14 protein-coding genes, 1 tRNA gene and 1 pseudogene are annotated in these 16,698 nt (G+C 68.5%); 10 read left to right on the top strand and 6 right to left on the bottom strand.

Annotation, left to right across the window (positions count from 1 at the left end):
- Window positions 1–43: 43 nt before the first annotated feature.
- Window positions 44–1,363, bottom strand: a complete 1,320-nt coding sequence (gene tig / locus BMY12_RS00580; RefSeq protein WP_093280633.1) for a trigger factor — start codon at window positions 1,361–1,363, stop codon at window positions 44–46.
- Between the two features lie 47 nt (window positions 1,364–1,410).
- Window positions 1,411–1,495: transfer RNA gene (locus BMY12_RS00575), tRNA-Leu, on the bottom strand.
- An 87-nt stretch (window positions 1,496–1,582) separates the two neighbouring features.
- On the opposite strand from BMY12_RS00575, the gene BMY12_RS00570 reads away from it, so the two are divergent.
- The 3 genes from BMY12_RS00570 to BMY12_RS20745 all read left to right on the top strand — a co-directional run bounded on the left by BMY12_RS00570 (window position 1,583) and on the right by BMY12_RS20745 (window position 5,261).
- Complete coding sequence (locus BMY12_RS00570; protein WP_218140016.1) at window positions 1,583–2,602, top strand: FecCD family ABC transporter permease; 1,020 nt, start codon at window positions 1,583–1,585, stop codon at window positions 2,600–2,602.
- Window positions 2,602–3,396, top strand: coding sequence for a heme ABC transporter ATP-binding protein (locus tag BMY12_RS00565; RefSeq protein WP_093280626.1), 795 nt, complete (start codon window positions 2,602–2,604; stop codon window positions 3,394–3,396). The genes BMY12_RS00570 and BMY12_RS00565 overlap by 1 nt, the downstream gene beginning before the upstream one ends.
- Before the next feature lie 203 nt (window positions 3,397–3,599).
- Window positions 3,600–5,261, top strand: coding sequence for an OmpA family protein (locus BMY12_RS20745; RefSeq protein WP_177188772.1), 1,662 nt, complete (start codon window positions 3,600–3,602; stop codon window positions 5,259–5,261).
- 148 nt (window positions 5,262–5,409) lie between these two features.
- On the opposite strand, the gene BMY12_RS00555 is transcribed toward BMY12_RS20745, so the two are convergent.
- On the bottom strand, window positions 5,410–6,372 hold the full coding sequence (locus BMY12_RS00555; protein WP_093280625.1) for a universal stress protein: 963 nt from the start codon (window positions 6,370–6,372) through the stop codon (window positions 5,410–5,412).
- Window positions 6,373–6,540: 168 nt separating this feature from the next.
- Here BMY12_RS00555 and rpoH point away from each other — a divergent pair, with 168 nt between their 5' ends.
- Genes rpoH through BMY12_RS00540 form a run of 3 tightly spaced genes read left to right on the top strand, consistent with a single transcriptional unit; the run spans window position 6,541 to window position 8,266 of the window.
- Window positions 6,541–7,425, top strand: a complete 885-nt coding sequence (gene rpoH / locus BMY12_RS00550) for an RNA polymerase sigma factor RpoH (RefSeq protein WP_245732286.1) — start codon at window positions 6,541–6,543, stop codon at window positions 7,423–7,425.
- A gap of 29 nt (window positions 7,426–7,454) precedes the next feature.
- Window positions 7,455–7,793, top strand: coding sequence for a TraR/DksA family transcriptional regulator (locus BMY12_RS00545; protein ID WP_093280624.1), 339 nt, complete (start codon window positions 7,455–7,457; stop codon window positions 7,791–7,793).
- 14 nt (window positions 7,794–7,807) lie between these two features.
- Window positions 7,808–8,266: an Hsp20/alpha crystallin family protein gene (locus BMY12_RS00540; RefSeq protein WP_093280623.1), complete on the top strand. Its 459-nt coding sequence runs from the start codon at window positions 7,808–7,810 to the stop codon at window positions 8,264–8,266.
- Between the two features lie 21 nt (window positions 8,267–8,287).
- Here the strand turns inward: BMY12_RS00540 and BMY12_RS00535 are convergent, their stop codons facing one another.
- The 3 genes from BMY12_RS00535 to BMY12_RS00525 form a co-directional block, all read right to left on the bottom strand.
- A complete protein-coding gene (locus BMY12_RS00535) occupies window positions 8,288–9,352 on the bottom strand; it encodes an ATP-dependent 6-phosphofructokinase (RefSeq protein ID WP_093280621.1) in 1,065 nt (354 codons plus the stop codon).
- 24 nt (window positions 9,353–9,376) lie between these two features.
- The gene (locus tag BMY12_RS00530) at window positions 9,377–10,405 is read right to left on the bottom strand and encodes a universal stress protein (RefSeq protein ID WP_177188771.1); all 1,029 of its coding nucleotides are present in this window, start codon (window positions 10,403–10,405) and stop codon (window positions 9,377–9,379) included.
- Between the two features lie 164 nt (window positions 10,406–10,569).
- Complete coding sequence (locus BMY12_RS00525) at window positions 10,570–11,547, bottom strand: NAD(P)H-quinone oxidoreductase (RefSeq protein WP_093280612.1); 978 nt, start codon at window positions 11,545–11,547, stop codon at window positions 10,570–10,572.
- 235 nt (window positions 11,548–11,782) lie between these two features.
- Here BMY12_RS00525 and BMY12_RS00520 point away from each other — a divergent pair, with 235 nt between their 5' ends.
- The 4 genes and pseudogenes from BMY12_RS00520 to BMY12_RS00510 all read left to right on the top strand — a co-directional run bounded on the left by BMY12_RS00520 (window position 11,783) and on the right by BMY12_RS00510 (window position 16,627).
- Window positions 11,783–12,436, top strand: coding sequence for a TetR/AcrR family transcriptional regulator (locus BMY12_RS00520; RefSeq protein WP_177188770.1), 654 nt, complete (start codon window positions 11,783–11,785; stop codon window positions 12,434–12,436).
- 209 nt (window positions 12,437–12,645) lie between these two features.
- Window positions 12,646–14,001: pseudogene (locus tag BMY12_RS20855) on the top strand (MBL fold metallo-hydrolase RNA specificity domain-containing protein); the annotation flags it as partial.
- Window positions 13,999–15,534 (top strand): thymidine phosphorylase family protein, encoded by a 1,536-nt coding sequence (locus BMY12_RS20850; RefSeq protein WP_177188808.1) that lies wholly within the window; start codon window positions 13,999–14,001, stop codon window positions 15,532–15,534. The pseudogene BMY12_RS20855 and the gene BMY12_RS20850, both read left to right, overlap by 3 nt.
- 4 nt (window positions 15,535–15,538) lie before the next feature.
- On the top strand, window positions 15,539–16,627 hold the full coding sequence (locus BMY12_RS00510) for a ribose-phosphate diphosphokinase (RefSeq protein WP_093280610.1): 1,089 nt from the start codon (window positions 15,539–15,541) through the stop codon (window positions 16,625–16,627).
- Window positions 16,628–16,698: the final 71 nt, after the last annotated feature.

Below are 16,698 nucleotides of genomic sequence, written 5' to 3'. Positions count from 1 at the left end.
GGAGACGCCTGCGCGAGTTGCAAGGCCCGCCGATGAACGGCCCTTAGTTCGGCGCCTGCGGGTTCAGCAGCTGCTCCAGGCTCAGGGTCTGCTCGGTCACCGAGGCGCCGCTGAGCAGGGCATCCACCACCTGGTCTTCCAGCGCCATGGCGCGCAGGCCCTGCATCAGCTCGGGACGCGAGCGGTAGTAGGCCTTGACCTGCTCGGGCTGCTCGTAATCACCGGCCATGCCGTCCAGGGCGGCTTCGACGCGCGCGGCATCGAGCTTGATGTCCTTGGCCTTGATCACTTCACCGATCAGAAGACCCAGGGCCACGCGGCGGCTGGCGGTCTGCTCGAAGAGCTGGTCCGGCAGCAGTTCGGCCTGCTTGGCGGCATCGACATTGGCCATGTTCATGCGCGCGGCGGCTTCGCGGCGCAGATTCGGGATTTCCTGCTCGATGAGCGCACGCGGCAGCTCCAGCGGATTGCGCTGCAGCAGCTGCTCCAGCGCCTGGCTCTTGAGGCGGTTGGCCACCGCCTTGTCGCGCTCTTTCTCCAGCGCGGCCTGGCACTTGGCACGCAGACCGGCTTCGCCCGCGCCTTCTTCAACCTGATGCGCCTTGAGAAACTCGGCGTCGATCTCGGGCAGCTTGGGCTCGTTGACCTGCTTGAGCGTGACCTCGAACTGCGCGGTCTTGCCCTTGAGATTCTCGGCGCGGTAGTCCTCGGGGAACTTCACGTCCACCACGAAGCTTTCGCCGGCGCTGTGGCCGACCACGCCGTTTTCCAGATCGGGCAGGAAGCGGCTTTCGCCGATCTCGAACTGCACGTCCTTGCCCTCGCCGCCAGCGAAGGCTTCACCGTCCACCTTGCCCAGGAAATCGATCTTGACCTGATCGCCGTTCTGCGCGGCGCGGCTGACTTCGTTGAACGTGCGACGGGCCTTGCGCAGATTGCCGATCAGGCGATCCACATCGGCCTCGCCCACCGTCACCAGCGGCCGCTCGATGGCCAGCTGGTCCAGGGCGTTGAGCTGCACTTCCGGATACACCTCGAAGTGCGCGACGTACTCGAAGGCCTCGCCTTCCTTCTCGGCCGTGATGTCGATCTTGGGCTGGCCGGCCGGATTGACGCCGGCCTGGGTCACCGCCTGCGGATAGGTCTCCTGAATCACGTCGGAGATCGCCTCGTAGCGGGCGGTCGGACCGTACTGCTGCTCGATCACCTTGCGCGGCGCCTTGCCCGGGCGGAAGCCCGGCAGCTTGGCGCGGCGGGCCAGCTTGTTCAGACGCTCGTCGACGGCCTTGGCGACCTGCTCGGCCGGCACGCGAACACGCATTTCGCGGCGCAGGCCGCCCGCGGAATCAACATGAACTTCCATTCTTAAGGCTCTAATCCGATTGAAGAATTGACTGTCTTTATTCGCGTTGGTGCGAAAGGCGAGACTCGAACTCGCACGCCTTACGGCGCTGGAACCTAAATCCAGTGCGTCTACCAATTCCGCCACTCTCGCGACAAGCGGCTCAGTATATCAGCGACTTGCGAGGATCGTGCCGGCAAACCGGACCAGGACTGGCACAATGCCGGGATGAATTCCCCGATGCGACTGCCGCCCCGTGCCCTGGGGCTGGTTCTGCTGCTGCTCTTGCTCGCCACCGCCGCCGCCTCGCTGCTGGCCGGCGCGGTGCCGCTGGCGCCCGGCGAGCTGTTCGATGCCCTGCGCGGCGGCGATGCGCACACCGAGCTGCAACACACGGTGCTGCTGCAGCTGCGTCTGCCGCGCCTGCTCAATGCCATCGGCGTGGGCGGCGGCCTGGCCCTGGCCGGCTGCGCGTTTCAGGCGGTGCTGCGCAATCCGCTGGCCGACCCCAGCTTCATCGGCGTCTCCGGCGGTGCGGCGGTGGCGGCGGCAGCGGCGCTGGCCGGCCTGACCGCGCTGCCCCTGCTGCCTGCGCAGCTGCTGGTGCCGGCAGCAGCGCTGCTGGGCGCACTGGCGGCGGCGCTGCTGGTGCTGCGCCTGGCGCGGGTGGACGGCGAAACCCAGCCGGTGACGCTGCTGCTGACGGGTCTGGCGGTCAACGCCCTGGCCGGCGGCCTGCTGGGTCTGATTGCCTATGCCAGCGCCGACCCCACGCTGCGCGTGATCACGCTCTGGCTGTTCGGCTCCCTGAGCCGCGCCGGCTGGACGGAGGTGCTGATTGCGCTGAGCGGCATCCTGCTCGCCGGCCTGCTGCTCTGGCGCCATGCCGCCGGGCTCAACGCCCTGCTGCTGGGCGAGGCCGAGGCCCTGCATATCGGCGTGGCAGTGCGCCAGCTCAAGCGCCGCAGCATCCTGCTCGCGGTACTGGCCAGCGCCCTGGCAGTGGCGGCCGCCGGCGTGATCGGCTTTGTCGGCCTGATGGTGCCGCATGTGCTGCGCCTGCTGGTGGGGCCGGATCATCGCGCGCTGCTGCCGCTGTCGTTTCTGGGCGGTGCGCTGCTGCTCTCGATCACCGATCTGGCCGCACGCCTGGCCATGCAGCCCGGCGAACTGCCGGTGGGCATCGTCACCGCCCTGCTCGGCGCACCGTTTTTCCTGGCCCTGCTGCTGCGCTGGCGCCACGCCCCGGAGCTGGCCTGATGCTCAGCACCCGGCAAGCCGCCTGCCGTCAGCAAGGCCGCGAACTGCTGGCACCCTGCGATCTGCAATTCACCCCCGGCAAAGTGCATGCGATCCTCGGCCCCAATGGCGCCGGCAAATCCACGCTGCTGCGCCTGCTCTCCGGCGAATGGCCCTGCAGCAGCGGCAGCGTCAGCCTGAGCGGACGCGAGCTGCGCGACTGGCCGCTGCCCGCACTGGCCCGCCAGCGCGCGGTGCTGCCGCAGATGCACGCCCTGTCCTTCCCGTTCACGGCGCGTGAGGTGGTGCGCCTGGGCCGTCTGCATGCAGCACGACGCAGTCAGGACGAAGCCGTGCTGGATGCGGCGCTGGCGGTTTGCGGCGTGAGCCCGCTGCAGCAGCGTCTCTACACGCAGCTGTCCGGCGGGGAACGCGCCCGCGTGCAACTGGCGCGCACGCTGGCGCAGATCTGGGACGCCGATCCGGCCACGGACCGCTATCTGCTGCTGGACGAGCCCACCGCGCACCTCGACCTCGCCTATCAGCACGCCTGCCTTCGCCTGGCGCGCGACTGGGCGGCGCGCGGCGTGGGGGTCATCGTGGTCTTGCACGATCCCAATCTGGTGCTGAGCTATGCCGACTGCGCCTGCCTGCTGCACCAGGGCCGGGTACAGGCCTGCGGCCAGCCCCGCGAAGTGATCACGCCGGCGCGGATGCGGCAGGTCTTCGGCCTGGACACCGAGCTGCAGCAGGGCGCCGATGGCCGGATCTGGCTGGCGGTGAACCCGCAACCCCTGGTCCCGGCGCCGCGCTGAAGCGGCCAGAACCACCTTTTGCGCAAAATGCGGCCGCGCACAGCGCTGCGGGCACGCGGTTTGAAGATGCGAGCCTCGCCATCCTGCGTAGCGGCAGTGTTTTCAGTGTGAACTGTATCCGGGCACGTGCCTGTCGTTCGTAAAACAGAGTTGGCATAATCGCGGGCTTGGGGCAGAAACCACGAAATTCAGGGAGCTTTTTGATGAAGCGCAGACAGGTTCGCAATGTGTTGCTCGGGGGAGCTGCGGCCATCGGCCTGCTCGGCAGTACGGTCGGCAATGCTTATTCGCCCGGCTGGTACTTCGATCTCGACGCCTATTACTCCCAGACGCAGGACGCCGACGGCGTCACCACGCAGCCGGCCACGGCCGGCACCTCCGCCACCAGCTGCGCACTGGGCAATCTGCTGGGCCTGGGCTCGCTGCTGGGCGCCGGCTCCACCAGCACCGGCTGTCTGTTGCGCCTGCTGGGTCCCGGCACCTCGGCCACGCCGGGCACCGCCGCGCAGATCTACGACACCAGCGTCAGCTACAAGGGCGGCATCGGTGGCGGCTTCGGCATCGGTTATCTGTTCGAAGGCGGCCTGCGCCCCGAATTCAATTTCTCGTACACCCAGGCCGACTGGGACAGCATCACGCTCACCGGCAGCAGCGCCACCACCAAGCTGAGCTCCAATGCCAGCCAGAAGATGTACCGCGCGATGCTCAATGCCTGGTACGACTTCGACTTCGGCAGCTTCGTGGTGCCGTATCTGGGCGCCGGCTTCGGCTATCAGCGCACGGAAGTGTCCGCGCAGGGCGCCAGCTCCAATGACAACGGCTTTGCCTATCAGCTGGGCGCCGGTCTGGGCTTCCTGATCAACCAGACCACCACGCTGTCGCTGGATTATCGCTACGTCAGCGCCAACGACCCCAGCTTCGACACCACCGACGGCGGCAAGCAGACGCTCTCGTACAAGGCCAACAACATCGGCCTGGGCCTGCGCTACTCCTTCGGCGGCAAGGAGAAGGACAGCGACGGCGACGGCGTGCCGGATCGCCTCGACAAGTGCCCCAACACCCCGCCCAATGTGCAGGTCTATTCCAACGGCTGCCCGGTGGACATGGACGGTGACGGCGTTCCCGACTATCTCGACAAGTGCCCGAACACGCCCAAGGGCGTGCAGGTGGATCAGAGCGGCTGCCCGCTGGACAGCGATGGCGACGGCGTGCCGGATTACCTCGACAAGTGCCCGGGCACCCCGCGCGGCACCAAGGTCAATGCCGACGGCTGCTCCTCGGCCGACGCCGACGGCGACGGCGTGCCCGATGATCTCGACAAGTGCCCGAACACCCCCGCCGGTGTCGCCGTGGGTCCGAACGGCTGCCCGCTGGACAGCGACGGTGACGGCATCCCGGATTATCTCGACGAGTGCCCGCACTCGCCGCCGGGCGCCAAGGTGCTGCCCAACGGCTGCGCGCTGGTCGGCGACTGCCGCAAGCCGCGTCCGGGCGAACAGGTCGACAGCAAGGGCTGCGCCGTGCAGCAGAGCTTCATCCTCAAGGGCGTGAAGTTCGAGTTCGACTCCGACCGCCTGACCAAGGAAGCGATGGCGATCCTGGATCAGGTCGCGCAGACCCTGCAGGCTTACCCGAACGTCAACGTCGAAGTGTCCGGCCACACCGACAACATCGGTTCGGACAGCTACAACCTGGGCCTGTCCGAGCGCCGCGCCAATTCGGTGAAGCGTTATCTCGCCGAGCACAGCGTCAAGGCCGAGCGCATGCGCCCGGTGGGTTACGGCGAGACGCGCCCGATCGACAGCAACGAGACCGAGGTCGGCCGCGAGAACAACCGCCGCGTCGAACTGACCGTCATCGAGTAAGCAGCAGTACCCGCAGCACATAAACCCCCGCGGCGCGAAGCCGCGGGGGTTTTTCTTTGGGGTTTTTGTCTTGGCGGGAATGCCCGGGAACAGGCGGACCGCCCGCTCCCGGATCTGCTGATGTCCGCCCCGTGCGCCGCGGGCCCTGCTAGGTGTTTGCGCCGGCCTCGCAGCGCAGCTGCGCCTGCAGATCGCCGCTGAAGCCCTGCGGCTTGACCGCCAGCACATCGCAGTCCAGCTGCGACAGCACGCGCTCGGCGGTACTGCCCATCAGTACCCGGCCCAGTCCGCTGCGTTGCACGGTACCCAGCACCAGGGTGTCGGCCTTCAGCGCCTGACTCAGGCGCACGATGGCGTCCTGCGGCAGCTCGTCGAGCAGATGCAGTTGTTCGGGGCCCAGCGCGTACTGCTGCGCCAGCGCCATGAACTTTTCCTGGCGTATCTGCCGCAGCTGCTCACAGGCCTGATTGAACAGATCGGTGCTGGCCGTGGCATCAAGCAAGGGCAGCGGCGGCATGCCGCCGTGGGCATGCAGCAGATGCAGCTCGGCGGGTTCCATCGCGCACAGCCACTGCGCCGCTTCGACGATGCGCTGGTTGAGCTGGCCTGCCTGCTCCGCCTCATGCAATGGATCCACCGCCGCCAGAATGCGATGGCTGGGACTGTGCGCGGCCTGACGCACGAGCAGAAGCGGCGCGGGACACAGGCGCAGCAGCTGCCAGTCCACCGAGTTCAGCAGCAGGCGCCGCAGGCCCTGCGTCGTGGCCAGATCCTTGATCACCAGATCAGGCTTGGACGCCAGCACCTGCGCAACGATCTTCTCGTGCAGCGGTCGTCCCCACAGGACCTGGCAGCTCACCCGCAGATGCCGGCTCTGCAGTTCCAGCGCCAGCTCGCGCAGCCATTCCTCGCGCTCGGCCAGATGCGCGCTTCGCGCCAGATTCATGACCTCGGCATTGATCAGCCCCACCGCTTCCACGCTGCCGAGGTAGTCCACCATCAGCAGATGCAGGGCCGCGCCGCTGCGGCAGGCCAGGTGCACCGCGCGGTCGAAGGCCGGGGTGCGGCACATGCCGGGATCGACGATGAGCAGGATCTGCTGGCAGTGCATGGTGACTCCGGGAAAAAGCACCAAGGCCAGCCTGCGCCCATCGCCCTGGGCCGGTACTGACCGCCATCAATGATCGCCTCTCCGGGTTTGATGGCCATCAATGTCCGCAGCGGCCTGCTGACCGAGCCTGTGGACATGACGGAGCAGGCCTTTGCAGGAGAGCGATGGATGAGCGCGGGCATCGAGGCACTGGGCAGGAGCTGCGACATGCCGGCCGAGTTCCTGGCCGCCGGTCTGTCGGCGCGCTCGCTGGACAGCTACATCGCCTCGGTGCTGCGCCAGCCACGACTGGACCGGCAGACCGAGCTGGCACTGGCGCAGCGGCTGCACGAACACCACGATCTGCAGGCCGCGACCCAGCTGGTGCTGTGCAATCTGCGTCATGTGGTGCACATCGCGCGCGGCTATCGGGGTTATGGCCTGCCGCTGGCAGATCTCATCCAGGAAGGCAACATCGGCCTGATGAAAGCCGTGCGGCGCTTCGATCCGCAGCGCGGTGTGGCGCTGATCGGCTTCGCCGTGCACTGGATCAAGGCCGCGATCCACGACTACGTGATTGCCAACTGGCGCATCGTCAAGACCGCGACCACCAAGGCGCAGCGCAAGCTGTTCTTCCGGCTGCGCAGCGCCAAGTCCGGCACGGCAGCGCTCACGCTCAGTCAGGCCGAGGCGCTTGCACAGCAGCTGGAGGTGGGTTGCGAGGAGCTGCGCCGCATGGAAACGCGCATGGCGCATCACGATTTGTCCCTCGATGCGCCCTGCGCGGATCACGAACAGGCCAGCAGCTGGGGCGAGGTGCTGCCCGCGCCGCAGGACACCGCCGCCGAAGTCGAGCGGCAGCAATGGCAGGCGCATCGTCTCTCGCGTCTGCACAAGGCGCTGCGCGCCCTGGATGCGCGTTCGCGCGACATCGTGCAGCGACGCTGGTTATGCGAAGACCAGCAGCGCTGCGAGCTTCAGCAGCTGGCGGACGAGTACGGCGTCTCCGCCGAACGCATCCGCCAGATTCAGAACCAGGCACTGCTGCGCCTGCGCGAACGGCTTGGCGACTGAGCCTTTCTCAATTTTCAGGACCTACTGCCATGAGCACCATCGACAACCCCCGCCCCCGCCTGCAGACCCTGCGCCGTGAACTCGACGACCGCCTGCAACGCATCCGTGCCGACCGCCAGCGCCGCGCCGGACCCTTGAGCGCCGACTCCGCAGAACAGGCCACCGAGCTGGAAAACGAGGATGTGCTGGCCCGACTGGAGCAAAGCACTGCAGCCGATCTGGCCCAGGTCGAGCGGGCGCTGCACCGCGAGGCCGAAGGCCATTACGGCATTTGCGAGCGCTGCGGCGAAGTCATCGAGGAGCCGCGCCTGAAGGCCTTGCCGCAGGCCACGCTGTGCAGTCACTGCGCTGGCCAAGAAGGTCATTGACAGGGGTCGTCCCCATGACCACCGGCACGCGGGATGCTGCCTGCGCCGTACCCCCACGGCCCGTCAATCGAACCGGAGATCGATCATGCCCTGAGGGCCTGTTGGCATTCACGTTACCCGCTGCGTTGCTGCCAGAAATCGCGCCAGGCAAGGCGCGATATCGCCGAAACCGACAAGCAGACACCGTCAAGGCCGAGCTGGCCGGCGTCGCCAAGGACGCGGTGAAAGTCGATGTGCAGATCGGCGTGCTGACCCTGTCCGGCGAACGCAAGTTCGAAAAGGATGGGCAGGATCAGAAGCACCATCGCATCGAGCGCGCCTACGGCGGCTTCACGCGCAGCTTCACCGTGCCGGGAGACGTCGAGATCGCGCAGATCAGCGCCGAGTTCGAGGACGGCGTGCTGACCGTCGCGCTGCCCAAGGCCGCCGTGAAGAAACCCAGCGCGCAGCGCATCGAGGTTCGCGGCGGCTGAAGGTGCGGCGTGGCCGGGGCTTCAGCCCCGGCCACGCCCGATGGCGATGCCGAGCTGACGCGCCACCTGCACCAGCGGATCGTCGGCGCAGACCAGACGCGGCCCGCTGCTGGCGATCCTGCCGATGGCCACCTCGGTCACCGCGCTGCGCTGCCAGCTCACCATATGTCCGCTGCGGCCTTCGGCCAGCAGCTTCACCGCGTGCACGCCGAAGGCCGAGGCCAGCAGACGATCCTGCGCCACCGGCGCGCCGCCACGCTGCAGATGGCCCAGCACCGTGCAGCGCGATTCCACGCCGCGCGCCTGCAGGGTCTGCGCCAGCCAGGGCCCGACGGCGCCGGGCTGATCCGGTGCGTCCGGAAAACGGGCGCCTTCGGCAATCACCACCAGCGCGCCATAGCGGCGCGCCTGCAACTGGTTTTCGATGTGTTCGAGCATCGCCTCGATGCTCAGCTCCAGCTCCGGCAGCACGATGACATCGGCGCCGCCGGCAATGCCGCCGTGCAAGGCGATGTGTCCGGCGCTGCGGCCCATCACCTCCACCACCATCACCCGATGCTGGCTGGCCGCCGTCGGCTGCAGACGGTCGAGCGAGTCGGCCACCAGCTGCACGGCGGTGGCGAAGCCCACGGCGGATTCGGTGCCGGTGACGTCGTTGTCGATGGTCTTGGGAATGCCGACCATGGCCAGACCGGCGCGCTGGCACAGCGGCGTCATGATCCGCATCGAACCATCGCCCCCGATCACCACCAGCGCGTCCAGCCCCAGCTCGCGGGCGCCGGCAGCGAATTCCTGCGAGCGATCACGAAAGCTGCCATCGGGCATCTGGAAATGAAAAGGATCACCGTGGCTGACGGTGCCCAGGAAAGTGCCGCCGCCGCGCAGCAACAGCGGATCGCCGGCATCGGCGTGCAGCTCGCGATAGCGCAGCGGCCGCTCGATCAGACCCAGGCTGCCGTCGAGTATGCCCAGCACCCGCCAGTTCTGCTCCAGCACCGCAGCATGGGTCACGGCGCGGATCACCGCATTGAGACCGGCACAGTCACCGCCGCTGGTCAGCACGCCCAGCGTTCTGATTCCGGACATAAACCCTCGCCAGATGAGTCGTGTTCAGGCCACGTCGGCTGACGCAGCCTGCTCATCGTAACGCTGGCGCAGCGCCGGCACATCCACATAGCGGTGCAGGTCTTCGGCGAACTGCGGCGGCTTGACCAGCAGCAGATTGCAGGGCAGCTGACGCAGCAGGGACTCCGACACACTGCCCAGCAGCAGACGCTCCAGACGGCGGTGCTGACGTGAGCCCAGCACCAGCAGATCGATGTGCTGCTCGCGCACGAACTGCTGCAGGGCCAGCGCCGGTTCCTGCTGCGGATCGAGCCAGTGCGCGCGCTCCTCCGGCAGTGAATAGGCACGCGCGAACTGGTGGAAGTTTTCCACCGCAGCATCGTGCACCTCGCGATGCAGACGGCTGATGCTGGCGGAAATGCCCACCACCACACTCGGGCGGCGGTTGGGACGGCGATACGGAAAGCTGTACACCGCGTGGGTTTCGGCGCCCGCATAGATCGCCATGCGCAGCGCGGTGGTGGCAAGCAGATCGTTGATGCTGCCGGCAGCGGGCGTCGGCGTCGCGGCCTCGACCCCGACGTCGGCCGCCACCGCAATGCGTCGCGGCAGGCCTGCGCGATCCTGACGCAGCAGCAGCAAGGGCGCCGGGCACAGCCGTGCCAGACGCCAGTCACTCATGCTCAGCGCAGGCGCATGCTCGCCGTGCTCACCATGCTCGTTGCCGGGCGTGACCAGATCGCGGATCACCAGATCCGGCATCTGCTCCAGCGCGCGCGCCACCACCGCCTCCTCGGCGTGCTCGGTCCAGAACAGCTCGCACTGCAGCTGCAGGCCGGCATTGCGCCACTGCGCGGCCAGCTGATCCAGCCACAAGCTGTGCTGCTGCAGCAGCTGCGCCTTGGCCAGCTGCTGGACGCGCGCGGCGGCCAGCTCCACCATCGGATCGAAGACGCAGAGCAGCAGCTGCAACTGCGCACCGGAACGCTCGGCGAGCTGACGCGCCAGCCGCAGTCCGGCGGAATTGCGCAGCTCCGGGTACAGAACCAGCAGAATCTTTTTGAGGGGCTTCATCCAGTGGCTCGCTCGGTCTCCCAGCCGGCACTGCAACATGCCGCGCCGGGCGAGGACCATGACCACGATCAAAGCAGTCCGCTCGCCTGCCGCTGCGGATCCCTGGCCGGCGCAAAAAAAGCCCCGCACCAGCGGGGCTTTCTTGGCCTGGCGCGCGACAGCCTTCAGGGCGTCAGCACGATCTTGCCGATGTGCTGGCTGCTCTCCATCAGCTGCTGCGCCTCACCGGCCTGCTCCAGCGCGAAGGTCTTGTAGATCACCGGCTTGATCCTGCCAGCGGCCAGCAGCGGCCAGACTTCGCGCTGCAGTGCCTGCGCGATCCTGGCCTTGAAGGCCACCGCCCGCGGCCGCAGCGTCGAGCCGGTGACGGTGAGACGCCGCAGCAGGATCGGCCCCAGGCCGATCTCCGCCTGGGCGCCGCCCAGCAGTGCAATGAATACCAGACGGCCATCATCGGCCAGGCAGGACAGCTCCCTGGGCACGTAAGCGCCGCCCACCATGTCGAGAATCACGTCCACCCCGCGCCCGCCGGTGGCTTCCCGGATCACCGCCGCGAAATCCTCGCTGCGGTAGTTGATGCCGCGCTCGGCGCCCAGAGCCTCGCAGGCCCGGACCTTCTCCGCGGTACCGGCAGTGGCGAACACGCGATGACCGCGCGCATGCGCCAGCTGGATCGCAGCCACGCCGATGCCGCTGCTGCCGCCCTGCACCAGCACACTCTCGCCCGGCGCCAGCTCGCCGCGATCAAACAGATTGCTCCACACCGTGAAGAAGGTTTCCGGCAGCGAAGCGGCTTCGACATCGCTGAGCCCCTGCGGATACGGCAGGCACAGGGCCGTGGCCGCCGTGCAGTATTCGGCGTAACCCCCGCCCTGCAGCAGCGCACAGACCTTGTCGCCGATCTTCAGGCCGCTGTCCTCCAGATCACCGGCGACGATCTCGCCCGCGACCTCCAGCCCGGGAATGTCGGTCACGCCCGGCGGCACCGGATACAGACCCTTGCGCTGCAGGACATCGGGGCGATTGATGCCCGCAGCCCGGACCCGCAGCAGCACCTCGCCGGCCTTGGGCTCCGGCTTGGGCCGCTCACAGGGGCTGAGCACGCCGTCCTGATCCTGACGCAGGATTTCAACTGCTCTCATTTACATCTCCCTTGGGGCGTCGAGGCCAGCCGGCCGCGAAACGCCGGCCGTGGACATCGCGCCCCTCATCTTGCTTGTCTGAATAGAGCCCCGCCTCTTGCACCGCATGCGAATTGCTGGGCTTGCCGTGGCCATCCTATAGTGCCGCCGGCAACGGATGTCGTCAGGCACACAGACCGTGAACGCCGAGCCTTCGCGGTCTTTCGGAAAGCGCGGCATTCGACACGAACCATACATGATGCCCCACCGAAACCATTCCTATCGCGAACGTCTTCCGACCGTCAGCGACGCCCGCGCCGTGCGCACGCGCGCATCGCTGCGCCAGGCGCTGCTGACGCTGCTCGAAACCCGGACGATGGATCAGATCGGCATTCGCGATATCGCCGCCCAGGCCGGCATCGGTTACGCCACTTTCTATCGCCATCACCAGACCAAGGAAGCACTGCTCGATGACCTCGCCGCCGAGGAAATCCTGCGCCTGAATGAACGGGTGGTGCCGCTGATGGAAGCCAGGCGCACCAAGGCCGCCTCCGAGGCGCTGTTCCGTTATGTGGACCAGAATCGCGCGCTGTGGGCGACTTTTCTCACCGGCGGCGCGGCCGGCAAGCTGCGTGAGGCACTGCTGAAGGCGGCGCTGGCCATCGCCGCGGCGCGCACGCGGCCCAGCGAGTGGTCGCTCATCGAACTGGCAACACGCCTGCTGGTGGGCGGCACCGTCGAGTTTCTGGCCTGGTGGGTGCGCGAGGCGCAGGCGATGCCGATCCGTCAGGCGGCGGAGCTGCATGCCCAGGTCGTGGTGATGCCGGTGCTCGGCAAGCTGACGGACCCGGGCCGCAACAAGACGCTCGGCGTCGCGCGCCCGTCCAGAACCGGCAGACGCGCCAGCTGAGCCGGGGTCACAGCCTCAAGGCCAGCGCGACAGCAAGCCGCGACGCACGCACCCGTTCCGGTCGCCGCCGCCCTTGCCGGGGCGTTCCACCGTGCAGGACACTGGCCGCCGGGCCGGCCGCCCCGGCAGGCCGGCAACAAAATGATGATGATCAAGGCTTGAGGCCGGCCACATCGGCAGGCTGTGTATCCGCTCGCAGAGGATCGCGCATGAAGCTGCAATTTCTCGGTGCGGCCGGCACGGTGACCGGCTCCAAGTACTTGCTGCGCGGCGAACACGCGCAGCTCTTGGTGGACTGCGGCCTGTTCCAGGGCTACAAGCAGCTGCGCCTGCGCAACTGGAGCGCCTTGCCGCTGCCGCTGCGCGAGATCGATGCGGTGCTGCTCACGCATGCGCACATCGATCATTCCGGTTATCTGCCGCTGCTGGTGCGCGACGGTTATCGCGGCCGCGTGTACTGCACCCAGGCCACCTATGAGTTGTGCCGCATCCTGCTGCCGGACAGTGGCCGCCTGCAGGAGGAAGAGGCCGAGTACGCCAACCGCCACCGCTATTCGCGGCACAAGCCCGCGCTGCCGCTGTACACCGAGGCCGACGCGCTCAAGGCCCTGGAGCGTTTCGAGCCGCAGGACTTCGAACACGAGTTCACGCCGGCGCGCGGCTTCACCGCACAGCTGCTGCCGGCCGGGCACATCCTGGGCGCAGCGATGCTGCGCCTGCACAGCGCGCAGGGCTCGATCCTGTTCAGCGGCGATCTGGGCCGCGCGCAAGATCCGATCATGCGCCCGCCGACACCAGTGGCACAGGCCGATTACCTGGTGGTGGAATCCACCTACGGCAACCGCCACCACGAGACCGAGAACCCGCAGGACGCGCTGTGCGCGGTGATCACGCGCTGCATCGAGCGCGGCGGCGTGGTGGTGATTCCGTCCTTCGCGGTGGGCCGCGCCCAGGCCCTGCTGCTGGCGATCGGCGAGCTGAAGGCGGCGGGGCGCCTGCCCCTCACGCTGCCGGTGTATCTCAACAGCCCGATGGCGGCGGATGTCACCACGCTCTACCGCCAGCATCAGACCGAGCATCGCCTGAGCGAGGCGCAGTGCGCGGCGCTGGGCCGTACCGCGCAGATCGTCAACACCGTGGAGGATTCCAAGGCGCTCAATCGCCGCAAGGGGCCGATGGTGATCATCGCCGGCAGCGGCATGGCCACGGGCGGACGCGTGATCCATCACCTGAAAGCCTTCGCCGGCGATCCCGCCAACAGCATCCTGCTGGTCGGCTTTCAGGCCGCGGGCACGCGCGGCGCCGCGCTCGCCGAGGGGGCGCAGAGCATCAAGATTCACGGCGAGTACGTGGCGGTGCGCGCGGAAGTGGCCAGCATCGGCAATCTCTCCGCACACGCCGATGCCGGCGAGATCCTGAACTGGCTGTCGCACTTCACCCAGGCGCCGCAACAGGTCTTCGTCACCCACGGCGAACCGGCGGCCGCCGACGCGCTGCGCCAGCAGATCGAGGCGCGCTACGGCTGGCGCGTGAGCGTGCCCGAACATCTGCAGAGCGTGAATCTGGAAGGCAGCGCGCCCGCCAGCGAGGCGGCGCCGCGTCCGAGCCAGACCCTGCGCCTGCACCGCATCGGCATCGACACCTACCAGGAACCGGTGCTGTTCCTGCGCAGCGACTGCCCGGTGTGCCGTTCGGAAGGCTTCGAATCGCAGTCGCGCGTCAAGCTCTCGCTCGATGGCCGCAGCGTGGTGGCGACGCTGTACACCGTGAACCCGCCGCTGCTGGGCGAGACCCAGGCCGGCCTCTCCGAAGCGGCCTGGCGCGCGCTGGACGCGCACGAGGATCAGGAGGTGACGCTCTCGCATCCCGATCCCCTCGAATCCTTCGCGGCGGTGCGCGGCAAGGTGTTCGGTGCCAGCTTCAGCGCCGAGGACCTGCAGGCGGCGGTGCACGACATCGCCGCCGGGCGCTACTCGGGCCTGGAGCTGGCTGCCTTCGTCACCGTCTGCGGCGGTCAGCGCCTGTCGCTGAATGAAACCATCGAGCTGACGCGGGCCATGGTCGACAGCGGCCAGCGTCTGCACTGGCAGCGCGAGCTGGTGCTGGACAAGCATTGCGTCGGCGGCCTGCCCGGCAACCGCACCACGCCGATCGTGGTGGCCATCGTCGCGGCCTGCGGCCTGACCATTCCCAAGACTTCCTCGCGCGCCATCACCTCGCCGGCCGGCACCGCCGACACCATGGAGATGCTGGCGCCGGTGGATCTGGACCTGCCCAGCCTGCGCCGCGTGGTGGAGCGCGAGAACGCCTGCCTGGCCTGGGGCGGCGCGATGAACCTGAGCCCCGCCGACGATGTGCTGATCCGCGTCGAGCGGCCGCTGGACTTCGACAGCGAGGGCCAGCTGGTGGCCTCGATCCTGTCGAAAAAGATCGCCGCCGGCGCCACCGCCCTGCTGGTGGAAGTGCCGGTGGGCCCGACCGCCAAGCTGCGCAGCGATGAGGCCGCGCAGACCCTGGGCCAGCGCCTGCGCGAGGTGGCGCAGGCCTTCGGCCTGCGCATCGAGATCGTGTACAGCGACGGCAATCAGCCGGTGGGTCGCGGCATCGGCCCGGCGCTGGAAGCACTGGATGTGCTGGCGGTGCTGCGCCGCGACGCCGGCGCCCCCGCCGATCTGCGTCAGCGCAGCCTGCGCCTGGCCGGCCGGCTGCTGGAAATGGGCGGGCGCGCGGCCGGCGGCAATGGCCTGGCCCTGGCCGAGCAGACCCTGGACAGCGGCGCGGCCTACGCCAAGTTTCTCGCCATCTGCGAGGCGCAGGGTGGTTTGCGTGAGCCGCCGGTGGCCAGCTACCGGCAGATCTTCAAGGCGCCGCGCAGCGGCGTGCTGCGCGGCATCGACAACCGCCGCCTGGCGCGCATCGCCAAGCTGGCCGGTGCGCCGCGCTCGCCGGCGGCCGGTCTGGAGCTGCACCAGCATCTGGGCGCGCAGCTGCAGCGCGGCCAGTTGCTGTTCACCCTGCATGCCGAATCGCCCGGCGAGCTGGCCTACGCCGCCGCCTACGCGCAGGCGCATCCCGACATCCTGCTGATCGAGGCCTGATGCCATGCAAGCCGCGCCGCTGATTTGCATCCTCCCCGGCAATGAAGCCCTGGGCCTGGGCATCGCCAGTGCCTGCGGCGGTGAACCCTGCCGCCCCGAGATCCACCGCTTTCCCGACGGCGAACAGCGTCTGTGCCTGAGCGCCAGCGTGGCGGGCCGCGATGCGGTGCTGGTCTGCAGCCTGGAGCAGCCGGACGCGAAGATGGCGACCCTGCACTTCGCCGCCAGCCTGCTGCGCGAGCTGGGCGCGCGGCGCATCCTGCTGACCGCGCCCTATCTGCCGTATCTGCGCCAGGACCGCGCCTTCGCGTCCGGCCAGGGCATCCAGGCGCGCCACTACGCCAGCTGGCTGTCCGGCCTGATCGACGGCCTGGTCACGCTCGATCCGCATCTGCACCGCATCCGCAGTCTCAGCCAGATCTACACCGTGCCCTGCGTGGCACTGTCGGCGGCCCCGGCCATTGCCGCCCATCTGCGGCCGCGTCTGACCCGGCCGCTGCTGATCGGCCCGGACCGCGAGAGCGCGCAATGGCTGCAGCCGCTGGCCCAGCAGCTGGGCGTGCCCTGCGCGGTGCTGGGCAAGAAACGCCTGGGTGATCGGCAGGTGCAGATCGATCTGGGCGAGCTGCCGCCGCCGGACGCCGGCCTGCAGCCGGTGCTGGTGGATGACATCGCCGCCTCCGGCGCCACCCTGCTCGAAGGGCTGCGCCTGCTGCGCGCGCGAGGCTATCCGCCGGCGCTGTGTGTGGTGGTGCACGCGCTCTGCGATGAAGCGCTGGACAGCGCCCTGCGCGAGGCCGGCGCCACGCAGCTGCTGAGCTGCAACGGCGTGGCGCATCCGAGCAATGCCATCGATGTGCGGCCGCTGCTGGCCCAGGCCACCGCCAGCCTGCTCGGCACCGCGCCCGCGCCCCAGGCCAGCCTGCCCTGCCCGCTGTGCGGCAAGCCGGTGGGCTTCTCCTCCGCGCTGGAGGGCAGCGGCCTGGTCTGCCCGCACTGCGCCCGGCGCCTGGTGCTGGAGCGGCAGTGGCCCGGGCACAGCGGCGAGATGCGCTGGGCGCTGGTGGAGAGCGGCGACGAGGACGAACCCTAGCAGCTTGCTAAAAAACGCCATCCCTGGCGTTTTTCAGGTCGCTACGGAAAAGCGTGGTTTTCCTACGCTCC

This window comes from Solimonas aquatica (genome assembly GCF_900111015.1).
In the GTDB taxonomy this organism is placed as follows: Bacteria; Pseudomonadota; Gammaproteobacteria; order Nevskiales; family Nevskiaceae; genus Solimonas; species Solimonas aquatica.
This window is presented reverse-complemented; position numbering and strand designations above follow the sequence as displayed.

Excerpts from the sequence above, each read along its gene's own strand:
- BMY12_RS00565 (WP_093280626.1), top strand. The coding sequence starts at position 2,602 with ATGCTCAGCACCCGGCAAGCCGCCTGCCGTCAGCAAGGCCGCGAACTG.
- BMY12_RS00545 (WP_093280624.1), top strand. The coding sequence starts at position 7,455 with ATGAGCACCATCGACAACCCCCGCCCCCGCCTGCAGACCCTGCGCCGT.
- BMY12_RS00520 (WP_177188770.1), top strand. The coding sequence starts at position 11,783 with ATGATGCCCCACCGAAACCATTCCTATCGCGAACGTCTTCCGACCGTC.
- rpoH (WP_245732286.1), top strand. The coding sequence starts at position 6,541 with ATGAGCGCGGGCATCGAGGCACTGGGCAGGAGCTGCGACATGCCGGCC.
- BMY12_RS00535 (WP_093280621.1), bottom strand. The coding sequence starts at position 9,352 with ATGTCCGGAATCAGAACGCTGGGCGTGCTGACCAGCGGCGGTGACTGT.
- tig (WP_093280633.1), bottom strand. The coding sequence starts at position 1,363 with ATGGAAGTTCATGTTGATTCCGCGGGCGGCCTGCGCCGCGAAATGCGT.
- BMY12_RS00530 (WP_177188771.1), bottom strand. The coding sequence starts at position 10,405 with ATGAAGCCCCTCAAAAAGATTCTGCTGGTTCTGTACCCGGAGCTGCGC.
- BMY12_RS00555 (WP_093280625.1), bottom strand. The coding sequence starts at position 6,372 with ATGCACTGCCAGCAGATCCTGCTCATCGTCGATCCCGGCATGTGCCGC.
- BMY12_RS20745 (WP_177188772.1), top strand. The coding sequence starts at position 3,600 with ATGAAGCGCAGACAGGTTCGCAATGTGTTGCTCGGGGGAGCTGCGGCC.
- BMY12_RS00525 (WP_093280612.1), bottom strand. The coding sequence starts at position 11,547 with ATGAGAGCAGTTGAAATCCTGCGTCAGGATCAGGACGGCGTGCTCAGC.
- BMY12_RS00540 (WP_093280623.1), top strand. The coding sequence starts at position 7,808 with ATGACCACCGGCACGCGGGATGCTGCCTGCGCCGTACCCCCACGGCCC.
- BMY12_RS00570 (WP_218140016.1), top strand. The coding sequence starts at position 1,583 with ATGCGACTGCCGCCCCGTGCCCTGGGGCTGGTTCTGCTGCTGCTCTTG.
- BMY12_RS00510 (WP_093280610.1), top strand. The coding sequence starts at position 15,539 with ATGCAAGCCGCGCCGCTGATTTGCATCCTCCCCGGCAATGAAGCCCTG.